Consider the following 23,540-nt stretch of genomic DNA (forward strand, 5'->3'; position numbering starts at 1 on the left):
AATAGTAATACTTTGTCCGCTGCATTTCATTAAACGAAAAAGCCGCAATTCCGGTTGGCAGGGAATTGCGGCGTTGCGAATTTTCAGTGAACCCGACGAGATTCGAACTCATAACCTTCAGATTCGTAGTCTGATGCTCTATCCAGTTGAGCTACGGGTCCGTCCTATCATGGTGCAAAGATAAGGTGTTTTTCTGAATGAACAACAGATAAAGTTAATTTGGCAAAAAATAGTTCATCGTTCTTTTAATAGGCCTTTGCAAACAAGATCCGTTGCTTTGAAGGCTTCCCGCTGTACACACAAACTCCGTCCTCTTGTTTGTTGTCTAATGGAATGACCCTTGCAGTGGCTTTGGTTTGTTCCTTGATAGCCGCTTCCGTTTCAGGAGTGCCGTCCCAATGGGCGTACAAAAATCCGCCTTTGGTGTTCAGCACTTCTTTGAACTCTTCAAAACTATTTACCTCAGTTGTGTTTTCCTCGCGGAATTTCAGGGCTTTGGCAAACATATTTGCCTGAATGTCGGACAATAGTTTTTCGATATTACTTCCCAGGTTTTCTATGGGCAGGTTTATTTTCTCTTTGGTATCGCGTCTGAAAACTTCTACGATTCCGTTGTCAATATCGCGAAGTCCTACCGTAATCCGGACAGGTATTCCCCGAAGCTCGTATTCTGCAAACTTAAACCCGCTTCTTTTGGTGTCGTCATCGTCATATTTGAAGGAAACCCCTTTGAGTTCTGATTTTACCTTATCAATGGCAGCATCAAAATCGTCCTGCCGTTCTTTGGTTTGTTTGTTGATGAGCGGAACAATGACCACTTGTATGGGGGCAATTTTAGGCGGAACTACTAATCCGGCCTCGTCTGAATGAACCAAAATCATGGCCCCCATCATACGGGTAGAAACTCCCCAGGAGGTAGCCCACGCGTATTCTTCCACCCCTTCTTTGTTCAGGAATTTGACATCGAAGGCTTTAGCAAAATTTTGTCCCAGGAAGTGGGAGGTGCCCATTTGAAGTGCTTTGCCATCCTTCATGAGGGCTTCGCAAGTATAGGTATCCACTGCGCCGGCAAATCTTTCGCTTTCGGTTTTATAGCCTTTGATGACCGGAATGGCCATGTAGTTTTCCATAAATGCGGCATATTCGTCCAACATCAACCTTGCTTCTTCGACCGCTTCATTGGCGGTTGCGTGGGCAGTATGTCCTTCCTGCCAATGGAATTCGGCAGTGCGCAAAAACAATCTGGTTCTCATTTCCCATCTCAAAACATTCGCCCATTGGTTGATGAGCAGGGGCAAGTCGCGGTAAGATTTTATCCAGCGTTTGTAAGAATTCCAGATAATGGTTTCGGAAGTCGGGCGGATAATCAGTTCTTCGGTGAGTTTTGCGGTGGGGTCAACGATAACGCCTTCACCATTGGGGTCGTTTACGAGGCGGTAATGCGTTACAACTGCACATTCTTTGGCAAATCCTTCAATATGCGAGGCCTCTTTGCTTAAAAAGCTTTTGGGTATCAGCAGCGGGAAGGAGGCATTTACATGACCTGTGGCCTTAAAACGGGCATCCAGCACCGCTTTCATATTTTCCCAAATAGCATATCCGTAAGGGCGGATGATCATACAGCCTTTCACCCCCGAATGTTCGGCTAACTCGGAGCGCAACACGAGGTCTTCATACCAGTCTTTCTCAGGTTGTTGGGAAACTTTGTTTTCCTGATTATCTTTACTCATAGTTCTTATTAAAAAGGTTCGCTTTTATTTGAGCGGCAAAATTACGTTGCTTTTTTGTGAAACAGATAAAATTTATTCCGTTTCGGTTAAATCCGGTTCCGGTAGAATTGTATATTTTGTGCTTTAAATCTTTGTTCAACAATATTTATCCCCCAAAAATTCCTTTGTATGAACCATTTTTTTACCCGTTTATTCCGCAGTTTAATTCCCGTGTTCTTCATGGCTTTGTGTGTTAACGGCTCGTTACAAGGGCAAACGATTACCAATCTTCAAATTTCGCCCCTTCCCGTCATGAGCAACGAGCCTGCTGTTCTGATTGTTTCCGCCATGTTCAGCAACGGCAGTTGCAACCTGATTGACTATTCAGTTACGGTAGATATGTCCACACCCGTTCCTACAATTCAGGTTTTAGGATATTATTGTATGGGGATGTTGACCATTATTTGTGAAACCACCAATAACATCGAGCTTGGAATGTTGCCGGCAGGCGCTTATGCAGTGAACTATCAGATTTTTTACAATTATTATGATGGAAGTGCCTGTAATCCTCCTTTTTTAGGCGGCGGCAACAATACTGTTTCACTCATCGTTTCCGACCCGCCGGGCGGCAGTATTACCGGCTTAACCACATCTTACGATGAGTTTTGCAGTGAATTAGATTCCATCGCCGTAGTTGCTGAAATGATTTTACCTACCTCTCCCTGCGACCTTCAGGAATATACTGTGGAATTTACCGCTCCCAACAGTGCTGAAATCACCGCTACTTACTGTCTCGGCCCGCTCGATATGCTTTGCAACAAAACGGATACATTTTCTATTTTTCCGCTCAGCTATACGGGCGGAGATTTTACCATTACCCTCCACCTCAAAGAATGTACTGGGTGGGATATTGCCTCCGATTCTATTTTGTTCAATGCCGAAGTTTTACCTTGTCCGTTTGTTGACCCAACCGGCAGACCTGCTACCGGGGTTGCATTGGTCAACAGCCTTTCTCAACATAGCTTGTTGTTCGACATAACCCGAATTTCTGACCCCGCGACCCCTTCTGTCGAATTGTTGATTTACCATCCCGACGGGCGGGAGGCAGTTCGCAAATGGATTCCGGCTTCCGAATATGGCACAGAAATACAACTGCCCACCGGCATCTATATTTACGCCATTTACCAAAACGGACTGATGATTGACCGGGGGAAAGGGATGGTTTATTAAGGTCGGATTGCGGGCGGATTGCCGGTTGTTGATGATGCGTGTTTTTAGAATTGCTTTGCGATTTTTTCACAAATCGAGGTAAAACTCCTTAGTCAGTTGTTTGCAGGCATCTGAAAATGTGGAGGGGTGAGTTCCTCCTGTGTCGAGAGTGAGTTCCTCTGTAAATTCCGGTTTTTCCCAACCGAATTGCAATAACTGCCTGATGACGGGTTTGCCGGGAGCCTGGCGAAGCGATGTTGCGCGGTGGCAAAATAACCCGTAAAGTCCGGCTGCCGATTGCCGGAAACTTTGGGCTTGCTGATGGGGCAGGATGACTGAAAACAACCCCTCAGGCGCAAGCAGTTCCGACACCCCCTTTAACAACTGCACATAACTCAGCCTGCCGGCATGACGGGCGAGGTTTCGTTTTTCACCGGGCGGCAACAAGTGGTTTTCGTAAAAGGGTGGGTTGCTGACGATGACTTCAAACTGCAGGGGGAGGGAGTATGTGTTTTTTATGGCAGAAAAATGGTTGAAATCGCCTTGTAGGATTTTGATGCGGTTTGCCCATGGACTTTGTGCTGCATTTTCAACCGCCTGCCCCGATGCTTCCTCGTCTAACTCTATACCATATATATTAACCGTTTCGGGAGTTCGCTGCGCCAACATCAGGGCGATGACTCCGCTGCCTGTCCCTATGTCGAGCACATTGGCTGTTTTTTCGGGAATTGCCGCCCATGCGCCAAGCATAACGGCATCAAATCCGACTTTCATGGCGCATTTGTGATGGGCTACAAAAAACTGTTTGAACCGAAACCCGTTGGTTTTGCTCATTTCTTGTCTGACAAACACAAAGATAAACCGATTTACAGACCCGGAAAATCGAACCCGGGCGGCAACATGTTTCCGGTCAGTTTTTTCATCTCTTCGGTAGCTTTGGATTCAGACATACTCAGGGCGCGGTTAACGGCAACGAGCAACAAATCTTCGAGTTCCTCTTTGTCCGGATTTTCCAGCAATCCGGGTGAGATGCTGATGCTGACAATGTTTTTAGAGGCGGTTGCTACTACTTTTACCGCCCCGTTTCCGGCTTCGGATTCTACGGTGATATTGTCCAGTTGCTTTTTGCTTTGGAGCATATTCTCCTGCATTTGCCGGATCATTCCGGGTAAATCGAACATAATTCAGGGTATTTTATTTAAAGTTACACGTAATAACTGAACAGACGGTTCTCTTTTAAAGGATTATCCTTCCTTATTTGTTTTTCACCTCCATTTCAAACAAAGTCCGCTGCAACTGACGTGCCTGATTTTCGTTGTGGGGCATGGGAGCGCCGCCGGCTTCTTCTTCTTTGTCAAATTGTTCGCGGGTAATCAGGGCGATGGGGGCCAGTCCTTCAGTAGTCAGCATACTGTTGATGCCCGAAATTTCTCCGGCCTGGGTTTTTTCCAGCATGCCTTTCACATCGCTGATTTCATATCCGATGGATTTCATGCGGTCTAACTGCGATTGGGTTGGGCGACCGTCAAAACTGCTGATTGCGCTGTAAATTTCACTTAGTTTTTCTCTGAGGCGGATTTCTCCGGTAATGCCGGATGATTTTGTAGTTGCCATCAGTTCTTTTCTATGCCTGTCCATTTTTTCTGCGAGTTGGGTAAGTCCGTTTTTCAGATTGGCATCCTTAGCTTTGTCTTTGAGTTTGTTTGCCTGATCCATGATATCTGTTACCTGTTTTGCGACAAAAGACAAATCTTCCAGCATATCGTAAGCCTGATTGGTGGCGGCTAATTGAGCTTCGCGGTCAGCTATGCTGTGCATGGAGTTACTGTCAAAACGGATGCTCATGTCTGTTTCGTAGGTTTTGTCGCCTTTAATCAGTTTGATGGTATAGTTTCCGGTGGGCAGACTGGGTCCGAAGGCGGCCTGAAAATCGAGGCTTTGTGAGGCGGGAACTTTGGGCGGTTTGCGGCGGGTTGCCCATTTCACCCGGTTAATTCCTTTTCGTTTGCCGGCGGGCAGGGTCGTAATTTTTTCACCCGAATCGTTGTAAACTTCTAAATACATATCGCCAAAAACATGGCGTTTTTTGAGGTAATAGGTAATGTTTGCCACTGTGGAGGGGTTGCGGCCGACAAAAGTCTGGTCGCCCGAAAAAGCCTGATAACTTCCCGGTGTTCGAATAATGTAAGGGGAATGTTTGATGAAAGCTACTTCCTGTTCGACTAATCCGGTAGTGATTTGCCGGAGTGCCGTCAGGTCGTCTATAATTAAAATGCCGCGCCCATGGGTTGCAATGACAAGGTCATGTTCGCGGGGGTGAATGTGCATATCATAAACAGCAACCTGCGGGAAGTTGCCTTTAAACCTGACCCAGTTTTTTCCGCCGTCAATCGAAATATACAGACCAAGCTCGGTTCCGAGGAACAACAGATTTTGATTGACCAAATCCTGACGCATTACCCTGCAGAATGTGGGAACTTTTCCGGCAGCCAGGTTAGTCCATGTTTTGCCATAATCGGTTGTTTTGTATAAATAGGGATTTTTGTCGCCGAGCGTATGACCGTCAAAAACAGCATAGGCGGTGGCTTTGTCAAATCGGTCGGGTTCTATAAAAGAAGTCCAGGTATTTTTGGGAAGCCCGGCAAGGTTTCCGGTAACGTTGTCCCAGGTTTTTCCGCCGTCTTTGGTTACCTGAATGTTTCCATCGTCAGTTCCCACCCAGATAATACTGGCATCTAAGGGCGATTCGCCGATGGTATAAATGGTGCAATGGTTTTCGGCAGTCGAATTATCTACGGTCAGCCCTCCCGATTGTTCTTGTTTTAACTTTTCGGGGTCGTTGGTGGTCAGGTCGGGCGAAATTTTTTCCCAGGTATCTCCCCGGTCTTTTGACCGGAACAAAAATTGAGCGCCGACATACAGATGACCGCTTTTTTCACCAAACGTATAAGGGGTATTCCAGTTAAACCGGAGTTGGTCTTTTGCCGATTGAGCAAACGGGCGGATTTGTTTAAACTCACCGGTTTGTTTGTAATAGCGGACGATGTTTCCGCCCTGCCATTGCCAGTAAATGATATTGTTGTCCTGTTTGTCGGGAAATGCGTTAAATCCGTCTCCAAAGCCGATGCTTTTCCAGTCGGCATTGGTAATCCCTCCGGCAGCCCTCGAAGGAGCCATCCACGAGCCGTTGTCCTGCAAACCGCCATATACATTGTAGGGGAATTCGTTGTCGGATGCAACATGGTAAAACTGCGACAACGGAAGGTTTTGCAGGAATGTCCAGGTATTCCCTTTGTCGTTTGACACATAGACCCCGCCGTCTGTGCCGAGATACATATTGCGGTTGTTTTTAGGGGAAACCCAAAAAGCATGAAGGTCAACATGATAATTTCCGCCTTCGACTGCTGCACCCGAAAAGGTATTTCCTCTGTCATTACTCACCTGCAACATAAAACCGGGTTTATAGATCCGGTCGGCCTCTTTAGGGTCTGGAGTAAGATTGGAAAAATAAAAAGGACGCTCGCCCACGGCAGGGCTGCTGTTGGTCATTTTCCAGGTCTGTCCGTTATCGTCTGAGCGGTAGAGGGCTGTTTTTTCGCTTTCAATCAAAGCATACGTGGCGTATGGCGAAACCGGCGAAACAGCCACTGAAATCCGTCCGAGCTCGGTTTCGGGAAGTCCGTTTCCGCTCAGTTTTTTCCAGGTTTTACCCCCATCTTCCGAGCGAAACAGCCCGCTGCCTTTTCCGCCTGAACGGAAGGTATGGGGCTGTCTTCTGAAATCCCACATCCCGGCATACAGGATATTGGGATTGTTGGGATGGATACAGAGGTCGGCTGCGCCGGTGTTTTCATCAACATACAGGGTTTTAGTCCACGTTTTTCCACCGTCTGTGGTTTGGTAAACTCCGCGGTCAGGGCTGCTGTTCCATAAATTTCCCAACACAGCAACATTGACCACTTCGCCGTTTGTCGGATGGAGTACAATGCGGGCAATTCGCTCTGAATTGGGCAAACCCATCAACTCCCATTTTTCACCGCCATTCATAGTTTTATAAATACCCGTTCCGACCGAAACGCTGTTTCTTGTCCAGGGTTCGCCGGTGCCTACCCAAACTGTATCGGGTTGCTGCTGATTGATGGCAATGGCTCCGATGGATTGCGGATGGTCTTCAAAAACCGCTTTAAAGGTGGTGCCTCCGTTTTTTGATTTCCAAACCCCTCCGCCGGCTGCGCCAACATAGAGCAAGAGGGGGTCTTTGGCTGAAGCGTCCAAAGCAGCAACCCGGCCACTCATGGCAGCCGGCCCAATATGGCGAGCCTCTATCGCTCCAAACGTATTTTCGTCAATGTCAGCGGTGGGAGTTTGTGCACTGGAAGGGGTAAAAGCCCATCCAACGAGAACAAAAAGGAACAGGTTTTTTATAAAAAAATCGGTAAAGCGATGATTCATGGGAATATCAGTTTAGCGTGGTGAGGGTGAATGTGTAGGAATTACTGGAGTATAAGAACCGGGGTTTGTTGGATTGCCGGTTATATTTCTGATACAATCGGAATATTGCGGCTATTTTTTAGACTTTTTGCCTTTTTTGGCTTTTGGTTTGGCTTCTTCAGCCTTGGTTGCTTGTTTTACTTCGGCAGCTTCAGGTTTTTTGCCGGGCATCATAAATTCTGCATCGTCAATTTCGGGGTTCAGTCTTACTTCATCAATCACGATTTGCGAAACAACCTGCCCTCCTATTTTGGTTTCGAGGCTATATGGGAAAGCCATCCCATTCATCTGTTTGTAATTGCCGAAAAAAGTTTCAGATTCCATTTCGTTGCCCTGAACTTTTAACTTGGATGTAGATTTTAGAATCACATAACTGTCGGCATCTATAAAATAGGTAAACTGCTCGCCGGCTGTGTTGGACAATTTAATTTTAAAAACTTTGGAGCCTTCCATATCATCTACGCCCAACAACTCGGCTTTATATCCTTTTTTCTCGTAATTGTGCAATGCGCCGTCTATATCGGCCTGCATTCTGGTACTTCTGTTTTCGTCTTCAGTCATTGCCTGGGGTTCTGTCTGACCTGCAAAGGGGTTAATTCGCCAACCGGAGGTTTCGTTGAATGCTTCAATAAATTTCTGACCCTGAAAAGTGCTTTCTGTTTTCATTTTGAAATTTCTCTTTTGAGTCATGGTCATCGGAATTTCCATCATGCCGTTATTTACAATCACTTTACCGGCAAAGGTGATGCTGTTGAGTTTATTGACCTCTTCTTGCCCGATGGCTTCAAAATGCTGTTTAAGAACTTCGTCTAATTCCTGTGCCTGAACATCAGGAGCAAAGGCAAAAACAGCCATCATCAGCAAGCAGGTTGCAATTAATTTTTTCATAAACAGAGAATTGTGAGTTTTTGGTTTGTTAAAAGAATGGAATTTGAAGTGTGTATAACAGTAAACAGGTGGTTTGGTTTTTTCCGGGAAAGACATATTCCGTTCAATCTCAGACTTTTTGGGTTCGCCTTTACCCGTCAATTGGTCTGAAAGAGGTTTTAAAACTTACATCTCAAAGGGCAGGGCAATAAAAAAACCTCCGCTTTTGGCGAAGGTTTTTGTGAAATGAGGTGGAGCAGGCAGCCTACATCTGCCTCAATCATCCGTATTGTTTTTTCCGGCTTAGATTCCTGTAACGGTGATGGAAACAATGTCGCTCCAAAGTCCGACACGACCATCTTTTTTGCGGTAAATCAACCGGTAAGACCAAACTTCGGCACGGCCGGCTTCCGGCAAAGGGTGGTTGTCAATAAAATTTGGAAACTGGTCAACGGCAAGGAGCACAAAATTTTCAAAACCCGGTCTTAATACATGGATTTCAACGGCATCCATACCCAATTTTTTCCAGACCACTTCGGGATGCCCGCCGGCAACAAGGCGAAGGATGAACTCAACTTTTACCGTATTATAGTCTGTATCAGAATGTTCGGCGATAATTCCGAGGTTTTGCCCGTCTGCAATAGCAAAGTTGGTGGCTGTTTTAATTTTTTGGGCAATGGCAGAGGCTCTTTTGAAAATCCCGTTCGGAACAGCCGGAGGCGGCAACGTTTCCTCTACTTCCTCATCAAAGTAAAAGGTGATTACGGGAATCAGAGCAGTTACGCCAAAATGTTCAAAGCCATAACTCAACTCGTCGCGGTAGGCGGTGATGTTGATTTTGTATTCATCTACCTGTTTGTGGTAGTTAACTACAAAAGTAAAGAATAAGGCACTTGCGACCATGTCGTCAATTTCGTCATCTGTAAGGTTGTACTTGAGTTTGTAAAGATGAAGTTTGGAGGCGAAATTTTGAAGCCAAACTACTTTGTCTTCATTGCTGCTGGGGATAAATTTTGATGTGGCCATGACAATTGGGTTTTTGGTGATTGAATATACCTCTAAAACGAAAGCTTTTTAAAAAAAGTTGCCTTGGGGTTGCTTTTTTTTAAAAATAATTTTACATTCCCGCGCGGACTTTCAAATTACCCAAACAGTATATTTGTCTGTTAAATTCTTGAATTTAAACTTACTGACTAATTACCCATTGCATTTAGCATAAGTTTTGCAGTTGCAAGGGCAGTTTATGCCATTGAAGTATCGGGTTTCGCTTGCGAAGAATCAGTTTTCGCTTGTGAAGAATCAGTTTTCGCTTGCGAAGAATCAGTTTTCGCTTGCGAAGAATCAGTTTTCGCTTGCGAAGAATCAGTTTTCGCTTGCGAAGAATCAGTTTTCGCTTGCGCAGAATTAGTTTTCGCTTGCGCAGAATTAGTTTTCGCTTGCGAAGAATCAGTTTTCGCTTGCGAAGAATCAGTTTTCGCTTGCGAAGAATCAGTTTTCGCTTGCGAAGAATCAGTTTTCGCTTGCGAAGAATCAGTTTTCGCTTGTGAAGAATCAGTTTTCGCTTGTGAAGAATCAGTTTTCGCTTGTGAAGAATCAGTTTTCGCTTGCGAAGAATCAGTTTTCGCTTGCGAAGAATTAGTTTTCGCTTGCGCAGAATTAGTTTTCGCCTGCGAAGAATTAGTTTTCGCTTGCGAAGAATCAGTTTTCGCTTGCGAAGAATCAGTTTTCGCTTGCGAAGAATCAGTTTTCGCTTGCGAAGAATCAGGCTGCACAAGCGAAAAATAGTTTTGAAATCCTGCTATTCAGGATTTTACACCTAAAAAGTCAAAATACAAGGGTAAAACCTAAGATATCTTGTTTGTATAAGTATGAACAGCAGACAAGAAAGAAACAGCCCTTATTCGAGCCCTGTAAGGTTTTCAAAACCTTATAGGTCTGGCTACCGGAAATCGGGCTACCTAAGAAAAAAAAACCTACATCATCTGCTGAAAACTGAAAAGCAGGAGAAAAAAAATCAGCGTCATCTGCGGAAAACCGAACAGCAGGAGAAAAAAAATCAGCGCCATCTGCGGAAAAATGAACAGCAGGAGAAATTCCTTGTTTCCTCCTGTTCAGGGGACTCTGTTCAGATTAAACTCCGCTTTAATCCTGCATAATCAATTCGCCTTTGAGGAAAAGCAAATTCAACTCGGCGAGTTTTAGCTGGAACTGAGCTTCGGTTTTTCGCGCCAACATCAGTTCGTAGCCTTGCTGAGCTTCTCGAAATTCGAGTGTATTGGCGACACCTGCCCGCAGGCGTTCGAGGGCAATGAGCATATTTTCCGAAATGGCTTCGAGATTTTTGGTTTCAAGGTCGGCAAGGTTGCGGGCAAAGGCGGCGTTTCGCTGTGCCTGTACCCATTGTGCATCCAAAAGCTGTTCGGTTTGCGCCAGCGAAGTACGGAGGGTTTCAATGGCAATATGGTTCACGGTGGCCGCCCTTTTGAGGTTGCCCCCGTTAAACAAAGTCCAGTTCACATTCAGTCCCAACACAGGGCCTGTGCTGAGATTGTATAAAGAGAAGCCGGCCTGCGAGCGGTTGAAGTTAAAGTTATAGGCGGCATTGAGGTCAACTGTGGGATATTTACCGGCTTCAATTTCCTGCTGTTGCAACTGTGCGATTCCGATTTGAGTTTTTACCTGACGCACCAAAGGATGTTGTGCCGGATTTAGCTCTTCGGGCAATACCCAGTTTTCTTCCGGCAGGGATTGTTCTTCAATTTCAAAAGGGGTGGATACATTCCGCCCCATCAGAAGATTCAGGTTTTCTTTGGTTTGTTGCAGGTTGTTGAGTTGGGTAAGTTTCTGGGCAGCTTGAGCGTTCACATCGGTCAGTGCCTGAAGATAGTCAGTTTTTGAACTCAGCCCACTTTCAAACCTCATTTTGCTCAGCGTCAGCCGCTCGTTGGTAATGGCAATCAACGTGTCGGTATTCTTGAGCAATTCCTGTTGACGCATCAGTTCTAAATACAAAGCCGCCACATCGCGGGTGGTTTGCAACATTTGGGCAGTCAGGTCAATTTCTGCTTCTGCGACCTGCTCTTTCAGCCTTTGGCGGGCGGCATACATCCTGAATCCGTCAAATAAAGTCCATGCAGAAAACACCGAAAACTGGGTGTTAGAAGAAAAAACCCCGGCGCGGTTGATTTCATCCCCGCTCACAAATTTTTGGCTGATATTATTGACCAATGCCGTTGTTCCGGCCTGCAAACCCACCACCGGCAACATGCCGGCTTGTCCGGGATGGTCGTTAATGGAGGCAATCCGCACGTTGTTTTTTGCAAACTGAAGGTTAAAATTGTTTGCCAATGCCTGTTCGATGGCATCGCCCATCGTCAGGGTTTGGGCAGAAAGGGAATTTGGCAATAAACAAATCATACCAACCATCAGCACGACAAATCTCAACCTGATGGCAACTGAAAAATTCTTGCCCGGGTTCTGTGTTAAAAGTTGCAAAAGTTGGCGGGTCGGGGTAAACAAGCGATATAAAAAGGAAAGCCGGAACATTCAGATTTCTTGGTTAAGTGGTGAAATTGCAGGCGAGGGCGTTCGTCTGCTGATAATAATATACATCACCGGAATGACGAACAGGGTTAAAATCAAGGAAAACAAAATACCACCGACAACCACAGTTCCCAGAGGCATCCTGCTGGTAGATGCAAAACCAAATGAAACTGCAATGGGCAATGCGCCTAAAGCGGTGGCAAAACTTGTCATCAAAATAGGACGAAGGCGCATCACCGCCGCTTCAATGGCAGCCTGCGTTTTGCCCATACCTTGTTTCATCAGCACATTGGCAAATTCGACAATCAAAATCCCGTTTTTAGTTACTAACCCAATGAGCATTATCATCCCGATCTGGCTAAAGATATTGACCGTCTGATCGCGCATATATAAGGACAGTAAAGCCCCGGCAATCGCCATCGGAACGGTAAGCATAATGATAACGGGGTCAATAAAACTCTCGAACTGTGCTGCAAGGATTAAAAATATCAGGATAAGCGCCAGCGCAAATGCAAAACCGGTATTGGATGCGCTTTCAGCAAAATCGCGCGAGGAACCGGTCAGGGCAGTATTAAAACTGCTGTCTAACACCTTTGCTGCAATATTTTGCATTTCCTCGATGCCGTCCCCAATGGTTTTTCCGGGTGCAAGCCCTGCCGAAATAGTCGCCGATTTATAGCGGTTAAAATGGTAAATGGTCGGCGGGCTGGTTTCTTCTTCCATACTGACCACGTTGTCAATGCTGATCAAAGCACCTTTATTGGTTTTGACAAAAATATTTTTCAAATCGGCCGGGTCGTCTCGGTATTCGCGTTCCCATTGCCCCAATACCTGATATTGTTTTCCGTTCATGTTGAAAAAACCAATCCTGCGGTTGCTGAAAGCCATTTGCAGGGCTTCAGAAACATCGTTAACGCTGATGCCGAGGTCGGCAGCTTTTTCGCGGTTAATTTTAACGTTCAATTCGGGTTTGTTAAACTTCAGGTCAACGTCGAGTTGCTGAAACACCGGGCTTTTTCCGGCTTCTTCCATAAATACGGGGAGAGCGGTGCGTAATTTTTCAAAGTTGATATTTTGCAGGACAAACGACACCGGTAATCCCCCACGCCGGTTGGTCGAAATGGTTTGTTCCTGAATGGCAAACACCCTTCCTTCCGTCAATCCGGCAGTGTTTTTATTGACATAGTTGGCAATGTCCATCTGGCTTCTGCTGCGCTCGGAGGGTTCTGTCAAAGCAATGCGTGCAAACCCCGAATTGACCGACCCGCTTCCGGCAAAGGAAGGAGCAGTTACGGTGAGCAAAACCGTTTTTTCAGGAACGGAATCCATGACAAACTGGGTAATTCGCGACATATATTTGTCCATATAGTCAAAACTTGTGCCCTCCGGTGCGCTGACCTGAAGCCGGAACTGACTGCGGTCTTCCATCGGCGCAAGTTCGGACGGAACTAAATTAAACAGATAGTAAATCCCCGCAAAACAACCCAGCAGCAACAACACGCCCGCAATTTTGAATTTGGTAAAACCTGTCAATAAGCGGCGGTAGCCGTTTTCAAGTCCTGCAAAAAACGGCTCGGTTGCTTTGTAAAACCACGAATGAACCGGTTTCTTTTTGGTCAGTAAAACATTGAGTACCGGAGTTAGGGTGAGTGAAACAAAAGCAGATATCAGCACCGCCCCCGACAACACGATGCCAAACTCGCGAAACAATCGCCCGACAAATCCCTGCAAAAAGATAATGGGTAAAAACACGACAGCAAGGGTAACTGATGTGGCAATGACGACAAAGTAAATCTCCTCGCTGCCTTGCCTTGCGGCTTGCATTTTGGGCACTCCTTTCTCTAATTTCTTGTAAATGTTTTCGGTAACCACAATCCCGTCATCCACCACCAACCCGGTTGCAAGAACGATGGCCAGCAGGGTGAGGATGTTGATGGTAAAACCAAACAGATACATAATAAAGAAAGCCCCGATAAGCGAAACCGGAATATCAATCAATGGGCGGATGGCGATGAGCCAGTCGCGGAAAAACAGGAAAATAATCAAGATCACCAACCCAAAAGCAATAGCAAGCGTTTCCTCTACTTCAAAAATAGAGCTGCGGATAAACCGGGTATTGTCCAAAGCAATATTGAGGGCAAAATCTTCGGGGATATCCTTTTTCAGTTGCTCGTATCTTTTGTAAAATTCGTCCGAAATAGCCACATAATTAGAACCGGGTTGCGGAACAAGGGCGAGAGCAATCATCGGGATGCCCGATTCTTTCAAAACAGTTTCTTCGTTTTCAGGACCGAGAACTGCAGAAGCTACATCGCCTAATCTGACCGGCGTATTGTTTTGGTTGGCAATCACGAGGTTGTTAAAATCGTCCTCAGTCGTCAGTTTGCCAAAAGTACGGACGGTAAGGTCGGTGTAATTTCCGGCAAGTTTGCCGGAAGGTAATTCCACGTTTTCGCGTTGCAGTGCAGCAACTATGTCGTTGGCCGTCAGCCCGTAAGCGGTCAGTTTGGTAGGGTTCATCCAAATTCGCATGGCATAGCGCTTTTCTCCCCAAATCTGAATACCGCTCACACCCGGAATGGTCTGAAGTTTTTCAAGCAGCACGTTGGTTGCAAAATCAGTAACCTGAAGCTGGTTTAACGTGTTGCTTCTCACCGTCATAGAAATAATGGCATCAGAATTGGCATCAGCTTTAGACACAACAGGCGGAGCGTCTAAGTCGGGCGGCAATTGTCTGATTGCCTGTGAAACTTTATCCCGCACATCGTTGGCTGCGGCCTCAAGGTCGTTGCCCAATTCAAATTCAACAGTAATATTACTGATACCCTGACTGCTGGACGAGGTGATGTTTTTAATGCCCGGCACCCCGTTAATGGCTTTTTCCAAGGGTTCGGTAATTTGTGATTCTATGATATCGGCATTTGCGCCGGCATAGTTAGTACGGACGCTGATGTTTGGAGGGTCAATGGCGGGAAAGTCGCGAATACCAAGAAAGTAAAAGCCAAGCAGTCCGAATAAAACGATAATAATATTCATCACTATGGCCATGACCGGACGGTCAAGCGAAATACCGGGTAAACTCATAGTCTATCGGGTTTGGCTATCTTCAGTAGCGTTAATAATTTGTTTCAATTGCACCTTGCCTTTGTCTCTGGCCTGCATAATGCCGGTAGTCAGTATCGTATCTCCAAAAGACAGTCCCTGCAAAATCTCTACCTCCGATTCGTTGCGAAGCCCGGTAACCACCTGTTTCATTTCTATGGTTCCGCCTTTGTAAGTTGCAACTTGTTTAAACCGGGTTCCCGGAATAACGCTCTGCGAAGGTATCATCATAGCCTGAGGTTTGGCACTGAGCAATATCTCGACATTGGCAAACTGCCCGGGTGAAAGCCGGTTTCCGGGGTTATTAATTGTTGCCTTAGCCATCAGGGTGCCGGTCGTAACATCAATCATGGGGTTAATGACATATATGGTACCAATCATGGTATCTTTACTTCCGGGAAACGAACATCTGATTTTTTGTCCGACCCGTATGTCGGTGATGTATTTTTCGGGTACGGAAAACTCCAGCTTTAACGGGTTCAGTTGCTGTAATGTCGTCAGCACATTGCCAGGGGCAATGACCGCCCCAACGCTGACATTCCGCAACCCGATCACTCCGGCAAAAGGCGCTTTGATTTCTGTTTTCTCCAATTGGTTTTTCAGGATATCCAGATCGGCATCAAAAGATTTGATCTGAGTTGTGGTCAAATCATATTCCTGTCGGCTGATACCGTTGATATCCAGCAGTTTCTTCTGTCTTTGCTCGGTGTTGACCGAGAGTTGCCGCTGTGTATTTACCTTGTTGATTTGTGCCAACAAGTCGGAGTCGTCAAGTTTCACCAAAGTCGTACCTTTACTTACCGGTTTTCCCTCAGTAAAATAAATCTGCGAAATTTTACCGTTCACTTCCGATTGTATAGCCACCAATTCATTGGCTGCGAGCCTGCCGGTCGAGACAATCTCATTGTTGACAGACGTGGGTTTTACAATATAACCGTCAGCAATAAAGGCCATCGGCCCTTTAGGGGCGGATGCGTTTGCCGGAGCAGCCTTTTTTTCTTTACAACTCATCATAAATGACAAAAAGGCAATAAAGAAAAAGCAAGTAATAATCTTGTTCTTATGTTTCATGCGGGCAAGAATAACACTGTTAGAGTTGAAGCGCACAAAGTACGCATTTTTTTAAATCGGTAAGTGGATAGCAACGCTATACCAATCGGTGTTTAACCATTATTACTGCTAAATGTTTGAACTTTTAACGATAATTAACCTTTTATCCGAACTTTGCGTTCTTATAAAACATTCAAATCCATCAACTTTGCGCGTCTGTCAGATATAAAAAGGTAAATAAATTTTGTAAATCGCCAACTTGATTTTTAAACATTTAATCAAATAAATACCATGAAGAATCCCTTGGGAATATGGGTTATCGGGCTGTTTTTCGCACTGCAAACATCATCTTGCACCAAAGATTCGGCATTGTCCGATGTTGCAATAGACAACGGGGAGCCTTGTCAGGAAGGCATCATTTATTTTCCCCTTGATATATTGCCCGTTTTAGAAGCCAACTGTGCGTTCGGAGGCTGCCACGATGCCATCACCAAAGAAGAAGGTGTGCAGTTAGATAATTATATCAATGTAGTAGTAACCGGAGGTATCAATCCTAAAAACCCCGATAAAAGTGAGCTGTTCAGTCAGATTAAAAATAAATCAATGCCCCCTGCTCCCTATCTCCCTTTGGATACCGCACAAGTCAACCTGATTGAAAAATGGATAGATCAAGGTGCAAGAAACCTGACCTGCACACCGGAGGGTTCATGCCCCACGACTGATGTTAGTTTTGCAAACCGCGTTTTCCCCATCCTGACCGCAAAGTGTCTGACCTGCCACGGAGCAGGGGTATTTGTAGCGGTTGGCGGAGGGGTGGATTTGTCGGATTATAATGCGGTAAAAACTCAGGCCTTAAACGGGCGTTTATTTGGCTCTGTCAGCCATTCTCCCAACTATAAGCCGATGCCCCAGGGAGTTTCACAATTGCCTGTTTGTGAAATCAATCAAATCAAATCATGGATAGATGCCGGAGCGCCGAACAACTAAACTCCATTTGCAGGGTTCACCAAACTCACCGACCAAGCCTGCGCCGGCTCTTCAAACAGCGCTTTGGTGCGAGTCCATGTCGCTTTGAAAAAATCAGATTGCCGGTAGTTTTGCAAACTTTGGTCGTCTTTCCATCGGCTATGGGTAAAAAAACTACAGGGGTCGGCAAAATCCCTCCAAAGTTCCAAAGAAATACAACCGGCAAATCCGGCTATCTGATGTTGGTTCAGGGCAAACCAGGCAACAAATTCCTCCACTTCGTCAGCCCTGAATTTCATTCTGACAATTCTGATTATCATGTACCTGTTGGGTTGAAGTAAAACTAAAATTGCCCGGCATAAAAAAACATGACGGGCAATTCGCTTACTATTTTGGTAAAAAAGGGAAAAGTCAAATTAAAGCGATGCGGCACTCAACCGGCTGTCAATTTTTTTGACCATTGCGGTTAAAACTTGTTGCGGTCCCACTTCGATAAATTGCGAGGCTCCATCGGCAATCATATTTTCGACAATCTGAGTCCAACGAACCGGAGCAGTCAACTGAGCAATCAGTTTCTCTTTGATTTCTTCGGGATCCTGAGTTGGCAGGGCATCCGTGTTTTGGTAAACCGGACAAATTGGAGCTTTAAACCGGACTTCCCGAATCGCCTTCTCCAGATCAGCACGGGCAGGCTCCATCAAAGGAGAATGGAATGCTCCATTGACAGGTAATTCCAACACTCTTCTCGCTCCTGCACCCATCAGTTTTTCTTTCGCAAGTTCCAGTCCTTTTTTGGTTCCGGAAATCACCAACTGCCCGGGGCAATTGTAATTTGCGGTTACTATAATTTCGTGGTCTATACTTTTGCAAATCACTTCAATAATGGCATCGTCCAAACCCAGAACAGCCGCCATTCCCGATTCCTGTGCATCACAGGCTGCCTGCATAGCCATGGCTCGTTGGTAAACAAGTCTTAAACCATCGCCAAAGTCAATAGAACGGGCTGCCACCAAAGCAGAAATCTCACCAAGTGAATGGCCGGCCACCATTTCCGGTTTAAAATCCCGGATAACCCTCGATTTAATCACTGAATACAAAAAAACGGCAGGTTGGGTTACACGGGTTTGTTTCAGCTCTTCAGCACTGCCCGTAGTCATGATTTGGCTGATATCGAAGCCTAACAATTTGTCTGCCAACTGAAAATACTCCTTGACTGCCCCTGCCAAAGGGAATAAATCCTGCGCCATTCCGGGCTTCTGAGAGCCTTGCCCGGTGAATATGTATGCTTTCATATATAGTATATAGTTTAGAACACGTAATCAGCCTCTTAGATATTTTGCCCCATCTTCTCGAATTTGATCCCCTGATACCGATATAAAAACGGCCAACAGTTTCTCTGTCGGCTACAAGCGATTTTCAGGCGCCAGATAATTATGTTTATTGGAATTTATTGAAAAGGCAAAAACAGGACAAAGTTACATCAATTCCGTTTGTAAACAATTTTTTTACTTTTTTTTTACAAAAAAATCAAAGTTTACAAAGCAAATAGTGCGATAACAAAGCGAAAACTACCACTTAATCGCCAAAATATTCGACATAAATATTTTCTGTTTCAACCAATTTGATGCAATGAAGCGAACAACCGGTCAAATGAGGCGCTAATTGCTCCCAGATAGCTTTTGCAACATTCTCGGTAGAAGTAAACATGCCCTCCAAAAACGGAACATCTAAGTTGAGGTTTTTATGATCCAGATGTTCAATAACATGTTCACGAATTAAATCGCTCAGGTCTTTTACGTTGATAATAAAACCGGTTTGTGGGTCAGGGCTGCCTTTTACCGTTACAAAAAGTTCATAGTTATGACCATGCCAGTTGGCATTGGCACATTTGCCAAAAACAGCTTCGTTTTGTTCTTTGCTGAAGGTAGGGTTATATAATTTGTGGGCGGCGTTAAAACGCTCCCTTCTTGTCAGATACATCATTGACTTGGTGGTTTGCTTTTCCCGGCAAAGGTAAACAGGATTGGGTGTCCCTGCAAGTAAAAATTAGGTTTAACGGTTTGTTGAGCAGTAATTAGGGAGTATAAACCAAACACGATAATTTAATCCCAATTTAAAAAGTAAAAAGGCAGGTTTATTAACAAATGAGCAATTTGCAAAAATTGCCAATCTAAACGAGCGCCATTATCTGACTTTATTGCTGCCGGTAACCAAGTATCTGAACAAATACAATCCGCCTCCAAAAAAAATCATACCCAACAAAGTCGGAGCCATAATGCTAAGTTTGCTGCCATTGACATTTACATTACCCATAAAAGCCAAACAAGCATAAATCAACAACAACATTCCGGCAACAGTCAGTAAGACGGCGAATATTTTTAAAACGTTCATGATGATAAAGAAAATTCTGTTGAGATGATAAACAGATGAATGATTTGCGGGGTAAAGATATTCAAAAGCTGAATACAATATTGCTTATGTAGAAAATTAACCTTCGCTTGCGCTTAAAAAAACACCAAACACGAGAACAGGTAAACTGATAGTCTTTCCTGATATTCCAATCTTATCAGGTCAGACTATATCTCTGATTTTCAAACGGCAGGGTTTTACTGGCAATTTTTAAACGCTGATAAATCAACTGACTTAAATCAAAGATTCCAAATCGGGGGTTTTCACCGGGTAAAACACCAATTTCCCATCAATGGCATCTACCTGCAACAAAGAACCTGCGGGCAATTCTCCGGCAAGAATTTTCCGGGATATGACATTCGAAATGCGTTGTTTAATCAATTGCTGCAAAGGGCGGGCTCCATAGAGCAAATCGTAGCCATTTTCTATCAAATACTCAGCAGCATCCTCTGTAACCAACAATTGAATTTGCTGCTTTTCGAGCATAGCTTCCAAACGTTTAAGCTGTATGCGGAAAATTTCGCTGAGTTCCCGTTTAGTCAAGGGTTTGAACATGATGATCTCATCAACACGATTTAAAAACTCGGGGCGGAAGGTTTTTCTCAACAATTCAAACACCTGTCTTTTGGTTTGACGGTAAACTTCGGGGATTTGCTTTTCATCAGCCTCTTCAAAATTTTCCTGAATGATGGCAGCCCCTAAGTTAGAAGTCATTATGATTACCGTGTTTTTGAAATTAACAGTTCGCCCTTTATTGTCAGTCAACCGTCCGTCTTCCAGAATTTGTAAAAGCAGGTTGAAAACATCGGGATGCGCTTTTTCTATTTCATCCAACAAAATAACGGAATAAGGTTTTTGACGGACAGCCTCTGTCAATTGTCCCCCTTCTTCATAACCGACATAACCCGGTGCAGAACCGATTAACTTAGTAATGGACACTGCCTCCTGATACTCCGACATATCTATTCGGGTTAACGAGCTTTCGTTGTCAAACAAAAGTTCAGCCAATGCTTTTGCCAGTTCCGTTTTACCAACCCCGGTAGTTCCGAGAAAAATAAAAGAACCAATAGGACGATCAGGCTCATTCAGCCCGGCGCGGCTCCGTCTGATGGCATCGGCAATCACTTCCACAGCTCGGCTTTGTCCCACCACTCTTTTATGCAGGTTTTCTTCCAAATGCAAAAGTTTGTGACGCTCGCCTTCCAACATCCTCATTACCGGAATATTTGTCCATTTTGCGATAATTACAGCAATGTCTTCAGAGTCAACTTCCTCTTTCATAATTCTTCCCATTCCAAGTGCCTGAAGTTTTTCTTCCAGTTCCTCGACTAAAGATTCCGCCTCTTTAACCTTCCCATATCTGATTTCGGCAACTTTGCCATAATCGCCAAGTCGCTCTGCTGTTTCTGCCTCTGTCTTATAGGCTTCTATCGCTCTTTTTTGCGCCTGTATCCCATCAATCAAGTCCTTCTCACCCTGCCATCTCAGTTTATATTCCTCCTGTTGTGCCATCAAAACAGCCAACTTAGATTCAATCAGTTTCAATTGAGAATTATCCTCTTCTCTTTTTACCGCCTCCCGTTCTATTTCTAACTTTCTGATTTGCTTTTCGATATCATATAATCCCTCCGGAACAGAATCGATTTCCATTCTCAGTTTGGCAGCAGCCTCATCTATCAGGTCAATTGCTTTATCGGGTAAAAAACGGTCTGAAATATAACGATGACTTAACTCTACAGCACTGATAATTGCTTCGTCTTTAATCTTTACTTTGTGATGTGTTTCATATCGCTCTTTCAGTCCTCTCAAAATGCTGATGCTGTCTTCAGGGGAGGGCTCTTCAATTATTACTTTTTGAAAACGCCGCTCCAAAGCCTTGTCTTTCTCAAAATATTTTTGGTACTCATTCAAAGTAGTGGCACCAACAGCCCTTAGCTCTCCTTTAGCTAATGCCGGTTTAAGAATATTGGCTGCATCCATCGAGCTGCCTTCCGTTGCACCTGCTCCGACTAAAGTATGAATTTCGTCAATGAACAAAATGATTTGCCCATTCGCTTTAGTGATTTCTCTGATTACTGCTTTAAGTCTTTCCTCAAAATCTCCCCGATATTTAGCACCGGCAAGTAAAGCACCCATATCTAATGCATAAATGACCTTTGTTTTCAGATTTTCAGGCACATCTGCATTGACAATTCGATGGGCAATGCCTTCTGCAATTGCAGTTTTACCAACACCCGGAGCACCAACAAGAATGGGATTGTTTTTGGTTCTTCGCGATAAAATATGCAATACCCTCCTGATTTCCTCATCGCGCCCTATAACAGGATCCAACAAACCTTGTCTTGCCAATTCATTCAGGTTTTTGGCATATTTCTGCAACGCATTGTATCTTTCTTCGGCCGAGGCTTCCGTAACAGTTTCACCTTGTCTCAGTTCTTTAATGGCTTTTTCCAGATCCGGCTTTACAATATTTTCATCGGTAAGCAAAGTTGCTGCTTCCCCACCAACATCCATGATGGCCAACAACAGATGTTCGACCGAAACAAATTCGTCTTTATATTCTTTGGCGATTGCCTGTGCTTTAAATATGGCTTGCCCCATTCGAGGGGAGGGATAAGGCTGTGAAACATTGGCAACTTTTGGATAACGTTCCAACGCATCATTGACTTTCTTCTTCAGTCGCCCCAGATTAGCACCGGTTTTTTTAAAAAGAAAGGGGATAACATTTTCATCAACATCCAAAAGCCCCTTCAGCAAGTGAACAGTTTCGGTCGTTTGATTGGAAAGGTTGAATGCCTCGCCTTGTGCTGATGCGATAGCCTCTTGTGATTTTATGGTGAAGTTGTTAAAATTCATGAATTCAGGTTTTGAAAATGCGATATGCTTGTTCAGCCTAAAAAAATTCAGGCATGAAAAACATAACCATCAATTCATGTTCCTAATACCATAATTCGGCAAAAGTGGCAGATAATCAATCCAAAACTGACAACAATACCGATCTTTAGTCCATCAACGGCAACAGAATTGCCAGGTATTGTCTGATGATTCTAATTTCGATAATATATCAAACACGTTGTAGTTTTACAAAACCAATCGGCTGAATTAACAACTACAAACTGCAAAACTTAAATTGTGATTTGGCTTACCAATTCTATATAAGCAGAACAAAAATTTATGCAGGAATTAATGGCTGAAATGGGATAGCAATTCACCTAATTTGGCTTTAAGGTAGCGCCTGTGAACTATAAAATCAAGGAATCCGTGCTCCAGCAGAAATTCAGAGGTTTGAAAATCTTCGGGCAGGTCTTTTTTAATAGTTTCTTTGATAACCCTTGGTCCGGCAAACCCGATAAGTGCTTTTGGCTCTGCAATATTCAAATCGCCCAACATGGCATAAGAGGCTGTAACTCCGCCGGTTGTAGGATCGGTCATTAAAGAAATAAATGGCACTCCGGCATCTGACAATTGAGATAGCTTAGCAGAAGTTTTGGCCATTTGCATCAAAGAGAAAGCGGCTTCCATCATTCTGGCTCCTCCGGATTTTGAAATTATAAGGAGAGGCATTTTTTTAGAAATACAATAATCTATGGCACGCGCTATTTTTTCTCCTACGACAGAACCCATTGATCCTCCGATAAATTTAAAATCCATAGCTGCAACACATAAAGCGTTCCCTTCAACCATACCCCAGGCTACTTGCATGGCATCATCCAAAGATGTTTGTTTTTGAGTCTGTTTCAATCTTTGATCGTAGCTTTTGGTGTCTGTAAACGAAAGCATGTCAATTGGGCGAAGATTGGAAAACAATTTCTCATACTGTTTATTGTCGAACAATATCTGGAAGTATTGCTCCGAATCAATCCGGTCATGGTAATCACAATTGGAGCATACGTAAAAATTGTTTTTATGCTCTTTCGAAGGAATGGTTACTTTGCAATTTTCACAACGGTGCCAAACACCATCCGGTGCTTCCCTCTTTTCAGTAGTTTTGGTAAATATCCCTTTAATATTGCGTTGAAACCAATTCATAGCCTTGTATAGTTTGTTAGAATCTTTGTGTGGATGGGTCCGGCAACGAAGGTAAACTATTTGTGCGGATTTATATCTTTTCGATCTGCCATTTTTTTAATTCTAAATCAGATTTGAAGGCTTTACAAAGAAGGGTGATTTGATTGTTCCACTAAACAAATTATC

General features: G+C 44.4%; 19 protein-coding genes and 1 tRNA gene. 3 read left to right on the plus strand and 17 right to left on the minus strand.

Translation table 11 applies throughout. The features are described 5' to 3' along the window. Positions 1 to 87: 87 nt before the first annotated feature. Positions 88 to 161: transfer RNA gene (locus tag IPM47_14395), tRNA-Arg, on the minus strand. An 84-nt stretch (positions 162 to 245) separates the two neighbouring features. After that, on the minus strand, positions 246 to 1,730 hold the full coding sequence (locus IPM47_14400) for a proline--tRNA ligase (GenBank protein QQS28051.1): 1,485 nt from the start codon (positions 1,728 to 1,730) through the stop codon (positions 246 to 248). Between the two features lie 168 nt (positions 1,731 to 1,898). On the opposite strand from IPM47_14400, the gene IPM47_14405 reads away from it, so the two are divergent. Then, the gene (locus tag IPM47_14405; protein ID QQS28052.1) at positions 1,899 to 2,939 is read left to right on the plus strand and encodes a hypothetical protein; all 1,041 of its coding nucleotides are present in this window, start codon (positions 1,899 to 1,901) and stop codon (positions 2,937 to 2,939) included. Positions 2,940 to 3,005: 66 nt separating this feature from the next. Here IPM47_14405 and IPM47_14410 read toward each other — a convergent pair whose 3' ends face one another. From IPM47_14410 to IPM47_14435, 6 genes are all read right to left on the minus strand, one after another. Beyond that, a complete protein-coding gene (locus tag IPM47_14410) occupies positions 3,006 to 3,770 on the minus strand; it encodes a methyltransferase domain-containing protein (GenBank protein ID QQS28053.1) in 765 nt (254 codons plus the stop codon). Positions 3,771 to 3,784: 14 nt separating this feature from the next. Further along, a complete protein-coding gene (locus IPM47_14415) occupies positions 3,785 to 4,099 on the minus strand; it encodes a YbaB/EbfC family nucleoid-associated protein (protein QQS28054.1) in 315 nt (104 codons plus the stop codon). 73 nt (positions 4,100 to 4,172) lie between these two features. Further along, entirely contained in the window at positions 4,173 to 7,370 is a 3,198-nt protein-coding gene (locus tag IPM47_14420; GenBank protein ID QQS28055.1) for a glycosyl hydrolase, read from the minus strand. A 111-nt stretch (positions 7,371 to 7,481) separates the two neighbouring features. Beyond that, positions 7,482 to 8,297: a hypothetical protein gene (locus IPM47_14425; GenBank protein QQS28056.1), complete on the minus strand. Its 816-nt coding sequence runs from the start codon at positions 8,295 to 8,297 to the stop codon at positions 7,482 to 7,484. A gap of 282 nt (positions 8,298 to 8,579) precedes the next feature. Next, positions 8,580 to 9,302 (minus strand): hypothetical protein, encoded by a 723-nt coding sequence (locus IPM47_14430; GenBank protein QQS28057.1) that lies wholly within the window; start codon positions 9,300 to 9,302, stop codon positions 8,580 to 8,582. 184 nt (positions 9,303 to 9,486) lie between these two features. Continuing rightward, entirely contained in the window at positions 9,487 to 10,050 is a 564-nt protein-coding gene (locus IPM47_14435) for a hypothetical protein (protein ID QQS28058.1), read from the minus strand. A gap of 94 nt (positions 10,051 to 10,144) precedes the next feature. On the opposite strand from IPM47_14435, the gene IPM47_14440 reads away from it, so the two are divergent. Continuing rightward, positions 10,145 to 10,432, plus strand: a complete 288-nt coding sequence (locus IPM47_14440) for a hypothetical protein (GenBank protein QQS28059.1) — start codon at positions 10,145 to 10,147, stop codon at positions 10,430 to 10,432. Here the strand turns inward: IPM47_14440 and IPM47_14445 are convergent. Genes IPM47_14445 through IPM47_14455 form a run of 3 tightly spaced genes read right to left on the minus strand, consistent with a single transcriptional unit; the run spans position 10,419 to position 15,992 of the window. Next, positions 10,419 to 11,822 (minus strand): TolC family protein, encoded by a 1,404-nt coding sequence (locus IPM47_14445; GenBank protein ID QQS28060.1) that lies wholly within the window; start codon positions 11,820 to 11,822, stop codon positions 10,419 to 10,421. The two genes, IPM47_14440 and IPM47_14445, sit on opposite strands and share 14 nt — an antisense overlap. Further along, complete coding sequence (locus IPM47_14450) at positions 11,823 to 14,903, minus strand: efflux RND transporter permease subunit (GenBank protein ID QQS28061.1); 3,081 nt, start codon at positions 14,901 to 14,903, stop codon at positions 11,823 to 11,825. 3 nt (positions 14,904 to 14,906) lie between these two features. Then, positions 14,907 to 15,992, minus strand: coding sequence for an efflux RND transporter periplasmic adaptor subunit (locus IPM47_14455; protein QQS28062.1), 1,086 nt, complete (start codon positions 15,990 to 15,992; stop codon positions 14,907 to 14,909). A 270-nt stretch (positions 15,993 to 16,262) separates the two neighbouring features. Between IPM47_14455 and IPM47_14460 the strand changes: the two genes are divergently transcribed. Then, complete coding sequence (locus tag IPM47_14460; protein ID QQS28063.1) at positions 16,263 to 16,958, plus strand: hypothetical protein; 696 nt, start codon at positions 16,263 to 16,265, stop codon at positions 16,956 to 16,958. Here IPM47_14460 and IPM47_14465 read toward each other — a convergent pair. The 6 genes from IPM47_14465 to IPM47_14490 form a co-directional block, all read right to left on the minus strand. Beyond that, a complete protein-coding gene (locus IPM47_14465; protein ID QQS28064.1) occupies positions 16,955 to 17,257 on the minus strand; it encodes an antibiotic biosynthesis monooxygenase in 303 nt (100 codons plus the stop codon). The two genes, IPM47_14460 and IPM47_14465, sit on opposite strands and share 4 nt — an antisense overlap. Before the next feature lie 96 nt (positions 17,258 to 17,353). Beyond that, on the minus strand, positions 17,354 to 18,229 hold the full coding sequence (fabD, locus tag IPM47_14470) for an ACP S-malonyltransferase (protein QQS28065.1): 876 nt from the start codon (positions 18,227 to 18,229) through the stop codon (positions 17,354 to 17,356). Between the two features lie 283 nt (positions 18,230 to 18,512). Next, positions 18,513 to 18,920, minus strand: a complete 408-nt coding sequence (locus IPM47_14475) for a 6-carboxytetrahydropterin synthase (GenBank protein ID QQS28066.1) — start codon at positions 18,918 to 18,920, stop codon at positions 18,513 to 18,515. A gap of 201 nt (positions 18,921 to 19,121) precedes the next feature. Beyond that, positions 19,122 to 19,328, minus strand: a complete 207-nt coding sequence (locus tag IPM47_14480) for a hypothetical protein (protein QQS28067.1) — start codon at positions 19,326 to 19,328, stop codon at positions 19,122 to 19,124. Positions 19,329 to 19,580: 252 nt separating this feature from the next. Then, positions 19,581 to 22,202: an AAA family ATPase gene (locus IPM47_14485; GenBank protein ID QQS28068.1), complete on the minus strand. Its 2,622-nt coding sequence runs from the start codon at positions 22,200 to 22,202 to the stop codon at positions 19,581 to 19,583. A gap of 327 nt (positions 22,203 to 22,529) precedes the next feature. Next, complete coding sequence (locus IPM47_14490; protein ID QQS28069.1) at positions 22,530 to 23,375, minus strand: acetyl-CoA carboxylase carboxyltransferase subunit beta; 846 nt, start codon at positions 23,373 to 23,375, stop codon at positions 22,530 to 22,532. Positions 23,376 to 23,540 lie beyond the last annotated feature (165 nt).

This window comes from Sphingobacteriales bacterium (assembly GCA_016700115.1).
GTDB lineage: Bacteria > Bacteroidota > Bacteroidia > Chitinophagales > UBA2359 > UBA2359.

What these genes read in the sequence shown, in the direction of transcription:
- IPM47_14400 (QQS28051.1), bottom strand. Translation starts at nt 1,730, where the DNA reads ATGAGTAAAGATAATCAGGAAAACAAAGTTTCCCAACAACCTGAGAAA.
- IPM47_14405 (QQS28052.1), top strand. Translation starts at nt 1,899, where the DNA reads ATGAACCATTTTTTTACCCGTTTATTCCGCAGTTTAATTCCCGTGTTC.
- IPM47_14415 (QQS28054.1), bottom strand. Translation starts at nt 4,099, where the DNA reads ATGTTCGATTTACCCGGAATGATCCGGCAAATGCAGGAGAATATGCTC.
- IPM47_14420 (QQS28055.1), bottom strand. Translation starts at nt 7,370, where the DNA reads ATGAATCATCGCTTTACCGATTTTTTTATAAAAAACCTGTTCCTTTTT.
- IPM47_14425 (QQS28056.1), bottom strand. Translation starts at nt 8,297, where the DNA reads ATGAAAAAATTAATTGCAACCTGCTTGCTGATGATGGCTGTTTTTGCC.
- IPM47_14430 (QQS28057.1), bottom strand. Translation starts at nt 9,302, where the DNA reads ATGGCCACATCAAAATTTATCCCCAGCAGCAATGAAGACAAAGTAGTT.
- IPM47_14440 (QQS28059.1), top strand. Translation starts at nt 10,145, where the DNA reads ATGAACAGCAGACAAGAAAGAAACAGCCCTTATTCGAGCCCTGTAAGG.
- IPM47_14445 (QQS28060.1), bottom strand. Translation starts at nt 11,822, where the DNA reads ATGTTCCGGCTTTCCTTTTTATATCGCTTGTTTACCCCGACCCGCCAA.
- IPM47_14450 (QQS28061.1), bottom strand. Translation starts at nt 14,903, where the DNA reads ATGAGTTTACCCGGTATTTCGCTTGACCGTCCGGTCATGGCCATAGTG.
- IPM47_14455 (QQS28062.1), bottom strand. Translation starts at nt 15,992, where the DNA reads ATGAAACATAAGAACAAGATTATTACTTGCTTTTTCTTTATTGCCTTT.
- IPM47_14460 (QQS28063.1), top strand. Translation starts at nt 16,263, where the DNA reads ATGAAGAATCCCTTGGGAATATGGGTTATCGGGCTGTTTTTCGCACTG.
- IPM47_14465 (QQS28064.1), bottom strand. Translation starts at nt 17,257, where the DNA reads ATGATAATCAGAATTGTCAGAATGAAATTCAGGGCTGACGAAGTGGAG.
- fabD (QQS28065.1), bottom strand. Translation starts at nt 18,229, where the DNA reads ATGAAAGCATACATATTCACCGGGCAAGGCTCTCAGAAGCCCGGAATG.
- IPM47_14475 (QQS28066.1), bottom strand. Translation starts at nt 18,920, where the DNA reads ATGATGTATCTGACAAGAAGGGAGCGTTTTAACGCCGCCCACAAATTA.
- IPM47_14480 (QQS28067.1), bottom strand. Translation starts at nt 19,328, where the DNA reads ATGAACGTTTTAAAAATATTCGCCGTCTTACTGACTGTTGCCGGAATG.
- IPM47_14485 (QQS28068.1), bottom strand. Translation starts at nt 22,202, where the DNA reads ATGAATTTTAACAACTTCACCATAAAATCACAAGAGGCTATCGCATCA.
- IPM47_14490 (QQS28069.1), bottom strand. Translation starts at nt 23,375, where the DNA reads ATGAATTGGTTTCAACGCAATATTAAAGGGATATTTACCAAAACTACT.